This is a genomic window from Pseudomonas putida (assembly GCF_028682455.1).
In the GTDB taxonomy this organism is placed as follows: domain Bacteria; phylum Pseudomonadota; class Gammaproteobacteria; order Pseudomonadales; family Pseudomonadaceae; genus Aquipseudomonas; species Aquipseudomonas putida_AA.
The window spans coordinates 211,868-229,519 of sequence record NZ_JANHLD010000004.1; the positions used below are offsets into that span (position 1 = coordinate 211,868).

The 17,652-nt window shown below is 61.3% G+C and carries 18 protein-coding genes; 9 read left to right on the top strand and 9 right to left on the bottom strand.

Annotation, left to right across the window (positions count from 1 at the left end; genetic code table 11):
- The first annotated feature begins 3 nt into the window (after positions 1 to 3).
- From lptC to NPS58_RS24075, 8 genes are all read left to right on the top strand, one after another.
- Positions 4 to 576, top strand: a complete 573-nt coding sequence (gene lptC / locus NPS58_RS24040; RefSeq protein ID WP_274117760.1) for an LPS export ABC transporter periplasmic protein LptC — start codon at positions 4 to 6, stop codon at positions 574 to 576.
- Positions 563 to 1,087, top strand: a complete 525-nt coding sequence (lptA, locus tag NPS58_RS24045) for a lipopolysaccharide transport periplasmic protein LptA (RefSeq protein ID WP_105641220.1) — start codon at positions 563 to 565, stop codon at positions 1,085 to 1,087. The genes lptC and lptA overlap by 14 nt, the downstream gene beginning before the upstream one ends.
- On the top strand, positions 1,088 to 1,813 hold the full coding sequence (gene lptB, locus NPS58_RS24050) for an LPS export ABC transporter ATP-binding protein (RefSeq protein ID WP_274117761.1): 726 nt from the start codon (positions 1,088 to 1,090) through the stop codon (positions 1,811 to 1,813).
- A gap of 179 nt (positions 1,814 to 1,992) precedes the next feature.
- Positions 1,993 to 3,486, top strand: a complete 1,494-nt coding sequence (locus tag NPS58_RS24055; protein WP_274117762.1) for an RNA polymerase factor sigma-54 — start codon at positions 1,993 to 1,995, stop codon at positions 3,484 to 3,486.
- An 81-nt stretch (positions 3,487 to 3,567) separates the two neighbouring features.
- Complete coding sequence (hpf, locus tag NPS58_RS24060; protein ID WP_028942831.1) at positions 3,568 to 3,876, top strand: ribosome hibernation-promoting factor, HPF/YfiA family; 309 nt, start codon at positions 3,568 to 3,570, stop codon at positions 3,874 to 3,876.
- A gap of 12 nt (positions 3,877 to 3,888) precedes the next feature.
- Positions 3,889 to 4,353 carry a PTS IIA-like nitrogen regulatory protein PtsN gene (gene ptsN / locus NPS58_RS24065; RefSeq protein ID WP_105641221.1) on the top strand — a complete coding sequence of 155 codons (465 nt, stop codon included), beginning with the start codon at positions 3,889 to 3,891 and terminating at the stop codon, positions 4,351 to 4,353.
- A 3-nt stretch (positions 4,354 to 4,356) separates the two neighbouring features.
- On the top strand, positions 4,357 to 5,211 hold the full coding sequence (gene rapZ / locus NPS58_RS24070; RefSeq protein ID WP_274117763.1) for an RNase adapter RapZ: 855 nt from the start codon (positions 4,357 to 4,359) through the stop codon (positions 5,209 to 5,211).
- A 20-nt stretch (positions 5,212 to 5,231) separates the two neighbouring features.
- A complete protein-coding gene (locus tag NPS58_RS24075) occupies positions 5,232 to 5,504 on the top strand; it encodes an HPr family phosphocarrier protein (protein WP_274117765.1) in 273 nt (90 codons plus the stop codon).
- Between the two features lie 16 nt (positions 5,505 to 5,520).
- Here the strand turns inward: NPS58_RS24075 and NPS58_RS24080 are convergent, their stop codons facing one another.
- The 6 genes from NPS58_RS24080 to pmbA form a co-directional block, all read right to left on the bottom strand.
- Positions 5,521 to 6,414, bottom strand: coding sequence for a ZIP family metal transporter (locus tag NPS58_RS24080; protein WP_274117766.1), 894 nt, complete (start codon positions 6,412 to 6,414; stop codon positions 5,521 to 5,523).
- An 11-nt stretch (positions 6,415 to 6,425) separates the two neighbouring features.
- Complete coding sequence (locus tag NPS58_RS24085) at positions 6,426 to 7,037, bottom strand: superoxide dismutase (RefSeq protein ID WP_274117767.1); 612 nt, start codon at positions 7,035 to 7,037, stop codon at positions 6,426 to 6,428.
- A gap of 2 nt (positions 7,038 to 7,039) precedes the next feature.
- Positions 7,040 to 7,501 carry a hypothetical protein gene (locus NPS58_RS24090; protein WP_274117768.1) on the bottom strand — a complete coding sequence of 154 codons (462 nt, stop codon included), beginning with the start codon at positions 7,499 to 7,501 and terminating at the stop codon, positions 7,040 to 7,042.
- Positions 7,502 to 7,521: 20 nt separating this feature from the next.
- Positions 7,522 to 8,898 (bottom strand): class II fumarate hydratase, encoded by a 1,377-nt coding sequence (locus NPS58_RS24095; protein WP_274117769.1) that lies wholly within the window; start codon positions 8,896 to 8,898, stop codon positions 7,522 to 7,524.
- On the bottom strand, positions 8,891 to 9,292 hold the full coding sequence (locus NPS58_RS24100) for a FagA protein (RefSeq protein WP_274117770.1): 402 nt from the start codon (positions 9,290 to 9,292) through the stop codon (positions 8,891 to 8,893). Before NPS58_RS24100 ends, NPS58_RS24095 begins: the two co-directional genes overlap by 8 nt.
- Positions 9,293 to 9,480: 188 nt before the next feature.
- Positions 9,481 to 10,827, bottom strand: coding sequence for a metalloprotease PmbA (pmbA, locus tag NPS58_RS24105; protein ID WP_274117771.1), 1,347 nt, complete (start codon positions 10,825 to 10,827; stop codon positions 9,481 to 9,483).
- Between the two features lie 107 nt (positions 10,828 to 10,934).
- Here pmbA and yjgA point away from each other — a divergent pair, with 107 nt between their 5' ends.
- Positions 10,935 to 11,456: a ribosome biogenesis factor YjgA gene (gene yjgA / locus NPS58_RS24110; protein WP_274117772.1), complete on the top strand. Its 522-nt coding sequence runs from the start codon at positions 10,935 to 10,937 to the stop codon at positions 11,454 to 11,456.
- A 42-nt stretch (positions 11,457 to 11,498) separates the two neighbouring features.
- Here yjgA and tldD read toward each other — a convergent pair whose 3' ends face one another.
- Genes tldD through NPS58_RS24125 form a run of 3 tightly spaced genes read right to left on the bottom strand, consistent with a single transcriptional unit; the run spans position 11,499 to position 17,616 of the window.
- Positions 11,499 to 12,938 carry a metalloprotease TldD gene (tldD, locus tag NPS58_RS24115; RefSeq protein WP_274117773.1) on the bottom strand — a complete coding sequence of 480 codons (1,440 nt, stop codon included), beginning with the start codon at positions 12,936 to 12,938 and terminating at the stop codon, positions 11,499 to 11,501.
- A 2-nt stretch (positions 12,939 to 12,940) separates the two neighbouring features.
- Positions 12,941 to 13,792: a carbon-nitrogen hydrolase family protein gene (locus NPS58_RS24120; RefSeq protein ID WP_274117774.1), complete on the bottom strand. Its 852-nt coding sequence runs from the start codon at positions 13,790 to 13,792 to the stop codon at positions 12,941 to 12,943.
- 14 nt (positions 13,793 to 13,806) lie between these two features.
- The gene (locus tag NPS58_RS24125) at positions 13,807 to 17,616 is read right to left on the bottom strand and encodes a YhdP family protein (protein ID WP_274117775.1); all 3,810 of its coding nucleotides are present in this window, start codon (positions 17,614 to 17,616) and stop codon (positions 13,807 to 13,809) included.
- Between the last annotated feature and the right edge of the window lie 36 nt (positions 17,617 to 17,652).

Sequence of the window (17,652 nt, forward strand, 5' to 3'; positions counted from 1 at the left end):
CAAATGTTCAGTAAAAAAATCCGCACCATTGCGCTGTTCAGTGTGATTGCCGCGTTGCTGGTGGCAGTCGGCTACTGGAACATCGGCCCCGAGAGCTTTCTCGACAAACCGGTCGCCAGTGTCGATGAGAACGCCATCGACTACTACGCCACCAACGCCCACAGCGTACAGTTCCTGCCGGACGGCAAGCTGCAGTATGAAATGACTGCCGACAAGGTCGAACACCTCAAGGCCAGTGAAGTGACCTTGCTGACCAAGCCGGACCTGCAGATGTACCGCGGAACCACGTTCCCCTGGCACGTTCAGAGCGAAAAAGGCGAAGTGAACCCGGACGGCAGCGAAGTAGAACTGATCGACTCGGTGCGGGTGGCCCGCACCGATGAAAAGAATCGCACGACCATTATCACCACCACGCGCATGACTGTGTTCCCGCAGAAGCAATATGCGCAAACCGAGCAAGCCGTTAGAATCGACGGCGCCGGTGGCGTAACTACGGGTAACGGAATGAAAGCGTATTTGAAAGACGGCAGGATGGACCTGCTGTCCAACGTAAGAGGACAGTATGAGGCTCGTTAAAACCCTCCCCTTTTTGCTCAGCCTGAGCGCAGCACTGGGAAGCGCGAGCGCCTGGGCCCTGCCGACCGACCGTGACCAGCCAATTCGCATCCAGGCCGACAACGCGCACCTGGACGACAAGAAAGGCGTCGCCACCTATACCGGAGACGTCATCATCACCCAAGGCTCGATGATGATCAAAGGCAACACCGTGACCATCACCCGCGCCGACTCCGGCGACATCGACGTCGTGACCTCGGTGGGCAACCTCGCCTACTTCGAACAGCAACAGAGCGCCGACAAACCGGACAAGATGAAAGGCTGGGCCGTCACTATCCAGTACCAGTCGCAAAAAGAACTAGTGGTCCTGACCGATCGCGCCAAGGTGGAAAACGAAGGCAACACCACCGAAGGCGAAAAGATCGTCTACAACACCAAGTCCCAGGTAGCGACCGCCGGCCGTGGCAGCAATGTGACCACGCCGCGCCAACGTATCGACATGGTGATCCAGCCGAAGAAGAAGGCCGAGTAAATGGCAACCCTCAAAGCCCAGCACCTGGCCAAGAGCTACAAAAGCCGGCAAGTGGTACGTGACGTCAGTCTGTCCATCGACAGCGGCCAGATCGTCGGCCTGCTCGGCCCCAACGGCGCCGGCAAGACCACCTGCTTCTACATGATCGTCGGCCTGGTCCAGGCCGACCAGGGGCGCGTCCTGATCGACGACCTGGATGTCAGCCATCAACCGATGCACGGGCGCGCCCGTGCCGGCATCGGCTACCTGCCGCAGGAAGCGTCGATCTTTCGCAAGCTGTCGGTTGCCGACAACATCATGGCGATCCTCGAAACCCGCAAGGAGCTCGATGCCGCCGGGCGCCGCAAGGAGCTGGAAAGCCTGCTGCAGGAGTTCCACATCAGCCACATCCGCGACAACCTCGGCATGAGCCTTTCCGGGGGCGAGCGGCGCCGTGTGGAAATCGCCCGGGCGCTGGCCACGGCCCCGAAATTCATCCTGCTCGACGAACCCTTTGCCGGCGTCGACCCGATTTCGGTCGGCGACATCAAGCAGATCATCCATCACCTCAAGGCCAAGGGCATTGGCGTGCTGATCACCGACCACAACGTTCGTGAAACCCTGGATATCTGCGAAACCGCCTATATCGTCAACGATGGCCAACTGATTGCCGAAGGTGATGCAGAGACCATCCTGGCCAACGATCTGGTTAAAGAGGTCTACCTGGGCCACGAGTTCCGCTTGTAAGTTCGAAGCAGCACAGCGTTTGCCACGGGCCGCTGATCCGGTGAAATGCGGCATATTTGTTACCGCACCCTAGGCAAACGCTCCAACTTCAGGCATATAATTTGCTTAAAGTTGGCGCTTCGGTGCCCTTGTAGTGGATGGCGCATGTGCGCCGGCAAATAAGGTGTTAAGCCCCTGCCATGAAACCATCGCTCGTCCTAAGAATGGGCCAGCAACTGACGATGACCCCGCAGTTGCAACAGGCCATCCGTCTGCTCCAGCTTTCTACCCTCGATCTCCAGCAGGAGATCCAGGAAGCGCTGGAATCGAACCCGATGCTCGAACGCCAGGAAGAAGGCGACGATTTCGACAACAGCGACCCGATGGCCGACAACGCCGAGAGCAAGCCTGTCGTCGAAACCCAGGACACCAGCTTCCAGGAAACCACGCAAACCGTGGACAACCTGGAAGAAGGCGAGTGGAGCGAGCGCATTCCCAACGAACTGCCGGTCGACACTGCCTGGGAAGATATCTACCAGACCAGCGCCAGCAGCCTGCCCAGCAATGACGATGACGAGTGGGACTTCACCACCCGCACCTCGGCCGGTGAAAGCCTGCAGAGCCACCTGCTTTGGCAGTTGAACCTGGCGCCGATGTCCGACACCGACCGACTGATCGCCGTCACGTTGATCGACTGCATCAACAACCAGGGCTACCTGGACGAGACACTTGAAGAAGTCTGCGAATCCTTCGACCCCGAGCTGGATATCGAGCTCGATGAAGTCGAGGCCGTACTGCATCGCATCCAGCAATTCGAACCTGCCGGCATCGGCGCACGCAACCTGAGCGAATGCCTGCTGCTGCAATTACGCCAGTTGCCTGCCGCCACGCCGTGGATGAGCGAGGCCCAGCGCCTGGTCAGTGACTACATCGACTTGCTCGGCAGCCGCGACTACAGCCAACTGATGCGCCGCATGAAACTCAAGGAAGATGAGCTGCGCCAGGTGATCGAACTGGTCCAGAGCCTCAACCCGCGCCCTGGCTCGCAGATCGAGTCCAGCGAGCCGGAGTACGTCGTTCCGGACGTGATCGTACGCAAGGACAACGAACGCTGGCTGGTCGAACTCAACCAGGAAGCCGTGCCGCGCCTGCGCGTCAATCCGCAATACGCCGGTTTCGTCCGTCGCGCCGACACCAGTGCCGACAACACCTTCATGCGCAATCAGTTGCAGGAGGCCCGCTGGTTCATCAAGAGCCTGCAGAGCCGCAACGAAACCCTGATGAAAGTTGCCACCCAGATCGTCGAGCATCAGCGTGGCTTCCTCGACCACGGCGACGAAGCGATGAAGCCGCTGGTGCTGCACGACATCGCCGAAGCGGTGGGCATGCACGAGTCGACGATTTCCCGGGTAACCACCCAGAAATACATGCATACGCCACGGGGCATCTACGAGCTGAAGTACTTTTTCTCCAGCCACGTGAGCACCTCCGAAGGCGGTGAATGCTCGTCCACGGCGATCCGCGCGATCATCAAAAAACTGGTTGCCGCTGAAAATCAGAAAAAGCCATTGAGTGACAGCAAGATCGCTGGTTTACTGGAGGCACAAGGCATCCAGGTAGCCCGTCGCACCGTCGCCAAGTACCGCGAGTCCCTCGGCATTGCACCGTCGAGCGAGCGCAAGCGATTGATGTAACGGCCCCTGAGGTGTGCCATCGCAGTTCAGTGGCAGGCGCAACACCTGCCTCTTATGCACCGGCAACAAAGGAGAAGCTGTATGCAAGTCAATATCAGTGGACAGCATGTAGAAGTCACTCAGCCCCTGCGTGAGTATGTAGAACAGAAACTGAAGCGACTGGAGGGGCACTTCGACAAGATTACCAATGTGACGGTAATCATGAAGGTCGAGAAGCTGCAGCAGAAAATTGAAGCAACGCTGTTTATTCCCGGCGGCGAAGTTGTTGCAAATGCCGAACACACAGACATGTATGCAGCGATCGATGCCTTGACCGACAAGCTCGACCGCCAACTGAAAAAACACAAGGAAAAACAGCAAAGCCTGCTGCAAGGTGCAGCGGCCCGCTGATCCCCCTCATCCATGATCCGACTTGAAACCATCCTGACCCCCGGCCGTTCCCTCGTGAACGTGCCGGGCGGCAGTAAAAAGCGCGTACTCCAGGAAATCGCCACCCTGATCGACCGGGAAGTTGCCGACCTGGAGATGCAGGACGTTTTCGAAAGCCTGTTTGCCCGGGAAAAGCTCGGGTCGACCGGATTCGGCAATGGTATTGCCATTCCACACTGCCGCCTAAAAGGCTGCTCATCGCCTATCAGCGCCCTGATACACCTGGAAGCACCCATCGACTACGACGCCATCGATGGCGCCCCCGTCGATCTGCTGTTTGTCCTGCTGGTTCCTGAGGCGGCTACCGATGCGCACCTAGAACTACTGCGCCAGATCGCAAGCATGCTCGACCGCAAGGACGTACGCGACCGGCTGCGCGCTGCCAACAGCAGCGAAGCCCTGTACCAGGTCGTACTGGACGCACAGAACGAGCATTGATATATGCGCTTGATCATCGTCAGCGGCCGGTCTGGCTCCGGCAAGAGTACTGCCCTCGCTGTCCTTGAGGACAACGGCTACTACTGCATCGACAACCTGCCCGCCGGGTTGTTGCCGCAACTGGCCGAGAACGCCCTGATCAACACCGAGCTGATGCAGCCCAAAGTGGCCGTATCGATCGATGCCCGCAACCTGCCCAGCCACCTGACGCGCTTCCCCGAACTGCTTGAAGATGCGCGCAGTCGTCACATCCAGTGCGATGTGCTGTACCTGGATGCCGACGAAGACACGCTGCTCAAGCGCTTCTCGGAAACCCGTCGCCGTCACCCGCTGACGAACGCCAATCGTTCGCTGGCCGAGGCCATCAAGGACGAGACCGAGCTGCTGGGGCCGATCGCCGACCTCGCCGATCTTAAAATCGATACCACCAACCTGAACCTGTATCAGCTGCGTGATTCGATCAAGCTGCGCCTGCTCAATCAGCCGGAACCCGGCACCGCATTCCTCGTCGAATCCTTCGGTTTCAAGCGCGGCATGCCGATTGACGCCGACCTGGTGTTCGATGTGCGCTGCCTGCCCAACCCCTACTGGAAGCCGGAGCTGCGCGAGCACTCGGGTCTTGAACAACCGGTCATCGACTACCTCGCAGCCCAGCCCGATGTCGAGGAAATGTTCCAGGACATCTCCAGCTACCTGCTCAAGTGGCTACCGCGCTTTGCTGCCAGCAACCGCGCCTATGTCACCATCGCCATTGGCTGCACCGGTGGACACCACCGCTCCGTCTACTTGACCGAGCGCCTGGGCCAGTTGTTGCAACAATCCTTGAAGAACGTCCAGGTTCGCCACCGCGACCTCTAGCCCACAGGACCACCGCCGCGATGCCTGCTCGTGAGATCACCATCATCAACAAGCTGGGGCTGCATGCCCGGGCTGCTGCAAAATTCGTTGGCGTGGCTGGACGCTTTCCCTGCACGGTACGTGTAGGTCGCGCGCCTGATAAACTGATCGACGGCAAAAGCATCATGGCGGTTATGATGTTGGCGGCAGGCAAAGGCACCCAGGTGCACTTGCACACCGAAGGCGAGGACGAAGACGCAGCGCTCAATGCACTGGTCGAGCTGATCAACAACTATTTTGACGAGGGCGAGTGATCGCCCTCGTTTTCGTTCAGGACAACACGGTATCCATCACCATCATCAGGCAGAAGCCAATGCATAGCCCCAGGCTTGCGAGGCGATGATGGCCATTGCTGCGTGATTCAGGAATGATTTCCTGAGTGACCACCAGCAACATCGCCCCCGCCGCACACGCCAGTCCTAACGGCAGCAAGAGCTCGGCGACCGTCACCAGCCAGGCGCACAGCAACGCCGCCACCGGCTCGACCAACCCCGACGCAGCACCGATCAGAAAGGCCTTGAAACGCCCCATCCCCGCTCCGGCGAGCACCAATGCAATGACCAGGCCTTCCGGCACATCCTGTAATGCAATGCCCATGGCCAGGCTGTCGGCATCCGGCATACCTCCCCCCGCCGACACGCCGATAGCCATGCCTTCGGGAATGTTGTGGGCAATGATGGCAATCACGAATACCCAGATCCGCGCAGCGATCACCGGTTGCTGCGGGCTGCCGACCAAGGCTTCGGGCGAACCGCCAGACACCTTGAGATCGACCAGGTACAGGCAGAAGGCCCCGAACAGCAGGCCGAAACTGATCAACCCACCCGCCCCCCACTTGTCCAGGCCGATTGCCTGAGCCGCATCCAGGCCGGGGATGACCAGGGAAAACGCCGTGGCCGCCAGCATCACGCCAGCACCGAAACCCAACAAGGTATCGGCCAACGCAACCGGCATGCTGCGGATCACCAGCACCGGCACCGCCCCCAGCGCTGTCCCCAGCGCACACAGGGCTCCGCCCTCGAGCGCGCGCATCATGCGTGGTTCAAGGTCCAGCCAGGCGAAGCCCTGGGCCACCAGCAAGGCACAGCCGACCAGCAACAGCAGTGTACCCAGGGCCAGGCGAAACAGCCGCACGCCACTGATGGACATCACATCCGTAGGCATACCGGTAGGACTCACACCAGGGCAGCTACATAGCGACGGTCTACCTCGGACCAGTCGATCACGTTGTAGAAGGCGTTGATGTATTCAGGGCGACGATTCTGATAGAGCAGGTAGTAGGCATGCTCCCAGACGTCCAACCCCAGGATCGGCGTGTTCCCGTTCATCAGCGGGCTGTCCTGGTTGCCGCTGCTCTCCACCACCAGTGCTTTCTCAGGCGTTACGCTCAGCCAGGCCCAGCCGCTGCCAAAACGCGACAGCGCAGCCTTGGTAAACGCTTCCTTGAAGGCCTCGAAGCCTCCCAGTTGCTCATCGATGGCCGTGGCAACCGCGCCCTGGGGCAGTCCACCGCCCTGGGGCGACATGACCGTCCAGAACAGGGAATGGTTGGCGTGACCGCCCCCTTGGTTGATCACCGCAGCTTGCAATTGGGGCGGTAGTTGCTTGACCGCAGCCACCAGTTGCTCCACTGGCCACTCGGCCCATTCGCTGCCTTCGAGCGCGGTATTTAGGTTGTTGATGTAGGTCTGGTGGTGCTTGCTGTGGTGGATCTGCATGGTCTGGGTGTCGATGTGCGGTTCCAGCGCATCGTAGGCGTAAGGCAAGGCAGGCAAGGTATGAGGCATGTTCAATGGATTCCGTAATGATGTGCCGACGACCCGGCATTTTCCTGACCGGCAATAACCACCGGCTGCGGGCCGTGGCTATGGAGCAGGCGCTCGGTACGCGGGTACTGGCCGTACTCGCTGATGAAATTCAACAACTCGGTGTAGGTCTTGCTGCTGTGGCGCAGCGCCGCTTCACGCAGCGCCGGCGCCAGGCGCTGATCCTGCATGGCCTGCAACAACCGTTGATGGATCGCGCAGAGGTACTCCGCGCTTTCCTGCGGCTGGTTCAGACGCAAGTGCAGATCCGCCAGGTTGTGATGCGCGATGACGCACACGGCCACCGCTTCATCGGCGTCATGCCAGCGCTCGAACAACACCTGGGCCAGGGCCAGGGCCTGCAAATACAACTCGCGGGCATCGACCAGATCCCCCTGGTCAAACAGGCGATTGGCGATCTCGGTGGTGCGTTTCCAGTGCTGCATGACAAACCTCCAGCGCGGTATCAGATACCGCCAGCAGTGAGTTTTTCCGGGTCGAGCAGCACTTCCAGCTGGCTGCGCGGCAGATCGGTGTGCTCCAGGGCCACCTCGATGATCGGCCGACCCTGCTTGTAGGCGGTCTTGGCGATCTCTGCAGCTTTTTGGTAGCCGATGATCGGGTTCAAGGCAGTGACCAGGATCGGGTTACGCGCCAGGGCTTCCTTGAGCTTGGGCTCGTTGACCTTGAAGCTGGCGATCGCCTTGTCTGCCAGCAGTCGGCTGACATTGGCCATCAGTTCGATGCTGCTGAGCAGATTCTGGGCAATGATCGGCAACATCACGTTGAGTTCGAAGTTGCCCGACTGGCCGGCCACGGCGATGGTCGCGTCGTTGCCGATGACCTGGGCAGCAACCATGGCGGTAGCCTCCGGGATCACCGGGTTGACCTTGCCCGGCATGATCGAGGAACCAGGCTGCAGGCCTTCCAGTTCGATCTCGCCCAGGCCTGCCAAGGGGCCCGAGTTCATCCAGCGCAGGTCGTTGGCGATTTTCATCAATGCCACCGCGGTGGTCTTGAGCTGGCCCGACAGGGCCACCGCGGTGTCCTGGGAGCCAATCAGGGCAAACAGGTTCTGACCGGGAGTGAACGGAACCTTGGTCAGGCCGCTGAGCTGCTGGCTGAATCGCGCCGCGAATTCTGGATGTGCGTTGATACCGGTGCCCACCGCCGTGCCGCCCTGGGCCAGCGACTGCAGCGCCGGCAAGGTAGCCTCGATGTGGGCGATGGCGCCTTTGATTTGAGCAGCCCAGCCGCCCAGTACCTGACTCATGCGCACCGGCATGGCGTCCATCAGGTGGGTACGACCGGTCTTGATGAACGGGTGCACGGCCTCGGCTTTATGTTCGATCACCTGGACCAGGTGCTTGAGCGCCGGCAGCAATTGTTCATGCAGGGCCAGCGCGGCGCTGACATGAATGGTCGTGGGGATGATGTCGTTGCTGCTCTGGCCGCAATTGACGTGGTCGTTCGGATTGACCTTGTCGCCCAGGATTCGGCTGGCCAGCGTGGCGATCACCTCGTTGGCGTTCATGTTCGAACTGGTGCCTGACCCGGTCTGGTAGATATCCACCGGGAAGTGCTGGATGAAATCGCCAGCCAGCAGTTGCTCCACTGCCTTGACGATGGCCGTGCCCTGCCCTTCGTCCAGTTGCTTGAGCTCGATGTTGGCCTTGGCCGCGGCGGCCTTGGCCAGTAGCAGGGCGCGGATGAACTGAGTCGGCATGCGCTGCTGGCTGATCGGGAAGTTGTTCACCGCGCGCTGGGTCTGGGCACCGTACAGGGCCTCGGTCGGCACCTGCAGTTCACCCATGCTGTCACGCTCGATACGGGTATTACTCATCATCAAGTCCTTGCATCAGTTCAGCGAAAGAAACAGAAGGCAGCAGCGTGCAGTTCGCCAATTGCAGGGCGTAAGGCTGCCAGCGCTGGCCATGCTCGCCACCGTCGAGCTTGCGCAGCTGCAACAGCGGCTTCCAGGCCTGGTCCAGGCACAGGCAGCGCCAATGCCAAGGCAACATGCGATCGCAGGCGGTATCCAGGAGCAGGCGGAAAGTGGTCAAGGCGACGGTCCAGGCGGAGGTGTCGGTGCAACACACCAGGTAGCGACCTTCAGCCAGGTAATGTTCGATCAAGCGCGGCTCGTCCGGCTCCATCGCGCACCGGATGCGGCGGCTGAGCCAGCGCCAGTTTTCGAGGTAGGGCAATTCGTGAAGGACAGGTTTCATGAACATCATCGCCTAGATAATGATATTCATTATTAAGTGATAATCATAATCAGTTCAAGGATAAATAACAGAAAAACAAAAAGCCCGACACTTGGCCGGGCTTCAACTTGATTGCTTTCTTGTAGGAGCGGGCTTGCCCCGCGATACGATGTAGCTGACAAGATTCGATCGCGGGACAAGCCCGCTCCTACCTTCGATCAGCTACCGGCTACGGTCATGCGCTCGATCAGGACAGATCCCGTGTGAATATTGCTACGGGTTTCAAGATCATTACCGATCGCGACAATTTGCTGGAACATATCCTTCATATTGCCGGCAATCGTCACTTCCTGGACAGCGAACTGGATCTCGCCATTCTCTACCCAGAACCCCGCCGCGCCGCGCGAATAATCGCCGGTCACCATGTTCAAGCCATGCCCCATCAATTCGGTCACCAGCAGGCCACGGCCCATGCGACGAATCAGTGCGGCCTGATCCTCCACCCCGTGGGTCACGTACAGGTTGTGTACGCCACCGGCGTTGGCGGTACTGGGCAAGCCCAATTTGCGGCCTGAATAGGTACCCAGCACGTAGGACACCAGCTCGCCTTTTTCGACGAACGGCTTGGCGTAGGTCGCCAGACCGTCGCCATCGAACGCTGCACTACCCAGCGCACGCTGCAGGTGCGGGCGCTCATCCAGGGTCAACCAGCTGGGGAACAGGCGCTGCCCCATCGCCCCATCGAGGAACGAGGACTTGCGATACAAGTTGCCACCCGAGATTGCCGACAGGAAGCTGCCGAACAGGCCACCGGCAAGTTCGGCCGAAAACAGCACGGGTACCTCGCAGGTAGGGACCGGACGCGCGCCCAGGCGACTGGCTGCCCGTTGTGCGGCGCGCTGGCCGATGCTCCGTGGATCGGCCAGCAATTCACCCTGGCGATTTACGTCGTACCAGTAGTCGCGCTGCATCTGGCCATCTGCCTCGGCAATCATCACGCAGCTCAGGCTGTGGCGAGTCGAAGCATAGCCACCGATGAAACCGTGGCTGTTGCCGTACACACGGCAACCCTGGTGGGTATTGAGCGTAGTGCCATCGGCGTTCTTGATCCGGGCATCGGCGTCAAAAGCTGCTGCCTCACAGGCCAGGGCCTTTTCGATCGCTTGCTCGGGAGTGATCTCCCAGGCGTGATACAGGTCGAAGTCCGGCAGGTCCCGCGCCATCAGCGCCGGATCGGCAAGCCCTGCGCATTCGTCCTCAGAAGTATGCTTGGCGATCGCCAGCGCCGCGGCGACCGTTTCGCGAATAGCGTCGGCACCGCTGGCCGAGGTACTGGCCGAGCCCTTGCGCTGGCCAACATACAAGGTAATTCCAAATCCCTGGTCGCGGTTGAACTCCACGGTTTCCACTTCGCGCTGGCGAACCGAGGTCGACAGCCCCTGCTCCAGCGATACGGCCACTTCACAGGCGCTGGCGCCCTGGCGCCTGGCTTCGGCAATGATCTGTTCGACCTGTTCCTGCAATGCCGGCAGGGCCTGTGGACCTACGCTCTGGTCTGCACTCATGGTTTTCTCCACTCAAATTCTGCGTTCGGCGAAGGTCTTGCACGACCGGGCCGGACAAGCGGCCCCCGACTGGTTATCATGGCGGCGATTCTCAGCGGACTGCCCCCATGGTTGATTCTTACGACAACGCCTTTGATGGCGAAAAAAGCAAAACTCAGATCAAGCGCGAGATGCAGGCGTTGGTCGATATGGGCGAGCGCCTCACTACGCTCAAGCCCGATACCCTGGCCAAACTGCCTTTGACCGACGAACTTCGCATGGCTCTGGAAGAGCACAAGAAGCACACGGCAAACGAGGCCAAGCGTCGTCATCGGTCGTTCATCGGCAAGCTGATGCGTGACCAGGACATCGACGCCATCACGGCGCTTCTTGACCAACTCGATGCATCCTCTCGCCAGTACAACGAGCGTTTCCACAATCTCGAACGCTGGCGCGACCGGCTGATCGACGGTACCGACGAAGTCCTGGAGAAATTTGTCCAGGAATACGCCGAGGCTGATCGCCAGCAGCTGCGCTCGCTGATCCGGCAGGCCCAGCACGAGCTCAAGACCAACAAGACGCCTACCGCCAGCCGCAAGATCTTCAAGTACATCCGCGAACTCGACGAAACCCAGCGCGGCCTGCGTTGATCTTCGCGACCGGGCAGGCGCCCTGCCCGCCCGGTGTCATTTTCATGCGCCCGTGCCACCCACGGTGATCGCATCGATCTTCAGCGTCGGCTGACCCACGCCAACCGGTACCGATTGACCGTCCTTGCCGCACGTACCCACACCGCTGTCCAGGGACAGGTCGTTACCGACCATCGACACCCGGCTCATGGCCTCCGGCCCGTTACCGATCAGGGTTGCGCCCTTGACGGGTGCGGTGATCTTGCCGTCTTCGATCAAGTAGGCCTCGCTGGTGGAAAACACGAACTTGCCGCTGGTGATATCCACCTGGCCACCACCGAGGTTTGCGCAGTAAATGCCCTTTTTCACCGATGCGATGATTTCCGCCGGGTCGCTTTCGCCCGCCCGCATGTAGGTGTTGGTCATGCGTGGCATCGGCAGGTGCGCGTAAGACTCGCGGCGGCCGTTGCCGGTGACGGCCATGCCCATCAAACGGGCATTGAGCTTGTCTTGCATGTAGCCCTTGAGAATGCCGTTCTCGATCAAGGTCGTGCACTCCGTAGGGGTACCCTCGTCGTCCACGCTCAGCGAGCCGCGGCGACCTTCGAGGGTGCCGTCATCGACGATGGTGCACAGGCTGGAAGCCACCTTCTCGCCCATGTGTCCGCTATAGGCCGAGCTGCCCTTGCGGTTGAAGTCGCCTTCAAGACCATGGCCGACCGCCTCGTGAAGGAGTACTCCTGACCAGCCGGAGCCCAGGACCACGGGCAGGGTTCCCGCCGGCGCCGGGATCGCTTCGAGGTTGACCAGCGCCTGGCGCAACGCTTCACGGGCAAAGCCCATGACCCGCTCATCGGTGAAATAGCGGTAGTCGGTACGTCCCCCACCCCCGTGGCCGCCACGCTCACGACGCCCATTCTGCTCGACGATCACGCTGACGTTGAAACGCACCAGGGGACGCACATCGGCAGCCAGACTGCCATCGGCGGCAGCAATCAGAATGCGCTCCCACACCCCGGCCATGCTCACCGTGACCTGCTGGATACGCGGATCCAGCGCGCGAGTGGCAGCGTCGACACGTTTGAGCAGCTCGACCTTTTCGGCACGGCTGATCACCTCGAGCGGGTTGTCGGCGCCATACAGCTGCGCGACGTCCTGGCTCTTGAATGCCTGGACACTGCCATTCTGGCCGGCGCGGGAGATCGAACGCGCCGCACGGGCTGCCGAGGTCAGGGCCTCGAGGTTGATGGCGTTGCTGTAGGCAAAACCGGTTTTCTCGCCCGACTGGGCCCGAACGCCCACGCCCTGATCGAGGTTGAAACTGCCTTCCTTGACGATCCCGTCTTCAAGGGCCCAGGACTCGGAAATCTGCCCCTGGAAATACAGGTCGGCGGCATCGATGCCCGGCCCGGCCAACTCGCCCAGTACCGACTGCAGGCTGTCGAGGGTCAAGCCCCCCGGCGCCAGCAGGTGCTCGCTGACAGTGGATAACATCTCGCTCATAGTCACTCCGAGGTGTGCGCAGGCCGCAATGCGTCCTGCGAGAAAAAGCGCCGGTGCAAGGCCACCGGCATCCGCGCCCGAATGGACGCCTGTTCGCTGCTGTCGCGCTCGCCCAGCAGCACTGCTTCGCCGCTAACCTGTTCGGCGACGATGCGCCCCCAGGGATCGACGATCGCAGCATGACCATAGGTTTCCCGTGGTCCCGGGTGTGTACCGCCCTGGGCGGCAGCCAGGACATAGCATTGGGTTTCGATCGCCCGGGCGCGTATCAACACTTCCCAGTGCGCCGCCCCGGTCACGGCCGTAAATGCCGCAGGTGCGCTGATCAGCTCGGCACCTGCCAGGCGCAAGGCGCTGTACAGCTCCGGAAAGCGCAGGTCATAGCACACGCTCAGCCCCAGGCGCCCCACGGGTGTGTCGGCCACCACCACCTGACCACCATGGGCATAGTCATCAGACTCCCGATAGCGACCGCGGTTGTCGGCCACATCCACATCGAACAAGTGCAGCTTGTCGTAGCGGGCCACAGTGTCGCCATGTTCGTCGATCAACAGCGAACACGCATGGGACTTGGCGTCTGGCTGACCGACAGGCGGCAACGGAACAGTGCCGGCCACCACCCATAACTTGAGGTCGAGCGCGGCCTGTTTCAACCAGGGCAGGATCGGCCCCTCCCCTAACGCTTCGGCGCGCCCGATGGCGGCGCTGTCGCGACGCCCCATGGCGGCAAAGTTCTCCGGCAATACCGCCAGCCGCGCACCGCCTTCGGCGGCCTGCTCAAGCAATCGCCTGGCCTGTACCAGGTTGGCCTGAATATCGCTCTGGCTGACCATCTGGATCACCGCTGACTTCATGCGCGCTCCTGGCATCACTTTTCGAATGGTTTTACAAAGCTGATTTTAGGCTCTTTCCACGGACCTTCGACGCGATAGTGCACGCTGGCGTAGCGCGCCACTCGGTCGCCAAGCAGGCGGTCAACGAGAAACAGGGCGCCACCGACTGCCGGCGCGCCGACAATCAGGGCTGCCAAGGGCAAGTTGTTGGTGACCGGCAGGGTGACCTGCAGGTTGGCATCGACCCGGTCGCGGACCATATCGAGCGTGCCATCGAGCTCAAGATTGCTCGACGGGCCTGTGAGGGTGATCGGCTCGCGGGTTACATAAACCCCTTCGCTGGCTACCAGCAGCCCTTTGACCCGGTCGTAGCTCAAGCCTTTGTCGAGCAGGTCGGAGAAGTCCAGGCGCAAGCGCCGGCCGATGGAGTTGAAGTTGAGCAGGCCGAACACCCGCAGCGCCTGGGCACCGCCCTCGACCTCGACGAACTGACCTTTGCGCAAGGCGGCATCGAGGCTGCCAGAGAACCGACCCAGCCCCACCCAGGCCGGTGACCCCGGCCAACGGCCGTCGACGTCCAGGCGAAAATCGCGACTGGTAACGGTTGGGGCGAAGTTCCAGGCCTTGAGCACGTCGGCCAGGTTCTTACCTTCCAGCCGGCCTTTGTACCAGCTGCTGCTCGCCCCTGGAGCGCCTTCCCAGCCCCCATTGCCGTCGATCATCAGACCCTTGAGATTCAGGTCAAGATCGTTCAGGGCAATGCCCTTGGCCGTGGAACGCACCTTGAGCGCGACACTGCCCAGCAGGTCATCACCGCGAAACAGTTTATCGATGGTCAGGTCGACGGAGGGAATCTTGCGGGGGTCGATATCGGCCATCGGGTCGGGGGCGTTGGGCGAAGTGACCTCGGCAGGGTCCGCGGCAGGCAGGTGGATGGTCTGCAGATTGACCACCATCGGAGCGCCCTTGGCATCGGGAACTCTCGCATTGCCGATGACTTCCTTGCTGTCCAGGCGAAGCGCCCAGTTGTTATTGTTGCGATCCAGGCGCACCACGGCCTGGTTCAGGGTCAGGCCACCACCTTGCAGCTTACCGATGCTCAGGTCTGCACCACGCAACAACTGGCGAGCATTGCCGCTCGGATCATTGCCGGCCAGGCCGTCCATCTGTTGTTGCCAGGGTTTGAGGTCGAGCTCGGCCAGACGCCCGCGCACATTCACCCCCTGGCTGGACGGCAGTTGCGGATTGCCGCCACCGAACAGCAATTCGCCGCGCCCCTGGTCGAGTTTGTCCATGGGTGCGGCGTAAATCAGGCTGGCCACATTGCCATAGCTGACGCCAAAACGCCGTTCGGCCCCTTGCAAGGTCATGGTGAACTGGCTGTCACGGGTTACATCCGCTGTCTTGCCGATTGGCGCAGGGAGATTGATTGCCAGGCCCTTGAGATTGGAGTCAACCTTGAGCTCGTTGTCGCGGCTACCGAGCTTCAACTGCAGTTGGTAGGGCAAGTCACCGGACAACGGCAAGGTCTGCGTGACCTTCAGCCAATCGGTCAACGTCTTGAGTGCGACCTGACCCTTGGCCTCGATACGGCTCTGTATCTCGCCGGGCTTACCTTCGGCGAAAATCTGCGCAGTCATGGGTTTGTCGAACACGCGGGCACTGATGTTCTGACCGCTGAGCCCCTTGTCGTAATCGAAACGGAAGGCCACCTTGAGCTGGTTCAACTCAAGCACCGGGGCAGCAATTTTCAGGCGGGCATCAGTGGTATTGAAATCCACGACCACCTTGGGGTGCTCGCCCTTGGCCAAGGGCACGTCGAGCTTGAGCTTGCCCTTCAGACCTCCCTGCCCCTCCCAGCCGGCAAACATGGCCGCGGTGCCTATCGGCGCCTCCTGGAGGATTTTGAGGCCGTCCCCCAGCCCGCCGTCGAACGCTCCGTCCAGGTACATGTGGCTGTTCTGGCCGCTGGCAACATGGGGAATATTGACCTGTACGTCACTAACCTGGGTATCGAGCAATTGACCGCGTTGCGCGCTGATCCTCACGCCATCGTCGTCGATAAATACGTCACCGTCGACTTTCTGGACCTGCGGCCAACCTGGCTGGAAGTCCAGGGCGGCATCATGCACCTTGAAGAACAGGCTGATACTGCGCGCCTGCTCCGCAGCGCCATGGTTGAGCGAGCCTTGATACTGGAAATAGCCTTCATCGACCGCGCCCTTGAGAATGGCGGTGCGCAGCCATTCATCCAGCGCCGGGCTCAACACTTCCGGCAGGTACTTGGCGGTGTACCGCCCATCGCCCTCGATCAGGCCGACGCGCAGGTCCATGTAGTCTTCCCGGCCTTCTTCGAACAGCAGGCGGATGAGGAAGTCGCCGGCAATCTTGCCTTCTTCACCCAGCACCTTCAGGTAGGGCGCGATCAAGGTGAAGCCTTCCTGGTCCAGGCGCCAGGTGAGGCGCGCATTGGCTTTCTGATACTGCCAGGGTTTGGCGAAGATCGGGTACAGATGCAGCATGAAGGCGTCGGTATCCAGGCGCAGCTCGCCATGCCCCAGGTCACCGCTGATGCTGCCACTGACATTCCCCGCAGCGGGAGCGCCATGGTAGGCGCTGAACCCAACCCGTTCCAGGTTGGCGGCAAAGCTCAAGCGCTGGTCACCGACTCCCTTGGGACGCACATCCACCAGCACATTGCGCAGACTCCCGGTGACTTTCAGCCCCTGGACCACGGCCATGGCCTGTTCCGGCAGTGGGGCCAGCGACTCGATCAACGGCGTAAGCGGGGTCAGGTTCAAGCGATCGGCCTGGATCTTCCAGGTTTCTTCGCCGGCCTCGCTGGCGGCGACCTGATTCAGTTGCAGGTGCGACTCCCAGCGCGTCTTGCCAAGGCTCATTGCCAGGGAGTCGAGCTTCACATCAAAACCGCGTGCCTGGCGCTGGAACCAGCCGTTAAGGGCCAGGTTCTCCACTTTGCTCACTTTCCGGCCCGCGTAGGCGCCCTGAAGCTGCGGTGCATTCAGCCGCACCGTGGCGCTTTGCAACTGACCCTTGCCCCAGTTCAGCCAGAACTCGCCGCCGGCCTTGAGCTCCTTGGCCTGCCACTGCCCCAACAGGCGAGGCGGCAACCAGCGCGCCCAATCGCTCTGGGGCAGGCTGAGATAGGCCTCGACTGCGCCATCTCGCCAGTGTGCCGCACGTATGCGGCTGCGCAGGCTCATCGCCACGGGCTGGCCGTCAGGCAGGGTCAGGCGAGCATCCAGGCGCTGACGCGCACTGCCGGTCTGCAGTCCGAGGCTGACGTAGGTGAGGGTCATGGGCTCGCGTTCGAAAGGCTCGAGGGTGACCTGGCTGTCGACGACCGTCACCCTGGAGACTACCTGCATGCGCTGAAGCAGTTGCTCGGGGTCCAGCGGTTGATCATCGGTCCTGGGTAAGCCGTCGAGTGCCCAGGCACCGTCCTGGTCCTCATGCAGGCTCAAGTGCAAGCCACCCACTTCCAGGTTGGCCAGGCGCAGCTGTCGCTCCATCAGGCTGGCCCAAAGATCCGGAACCACTTTGACGCCGTCCAGGCGCAATGCCGAGGCGCCCTCGCCGACCTGAATATCATTGACCAACAGCACGGGGGCCAGGCCACTCCAGCGCCCTTCCAGGCTGCCGATGTGCACGGGCAGGCCCAAGGCCTGCTCGGCCTTGTCTTCAACTTCAGCGCGGTACTCGGCCACCAGGGGTACCAGCTGTCGGCCAAGGCTGACATACAGCGCCACCAGCACAGCCAGCAAGGCACAGATCCCCAGGCCCCAGCGGGTCATGGCGCCCAGAACGCGCATCAGACGTTCCATGGCAATGGCCCTCCAAGTCGTGCCTTAACTATGGCC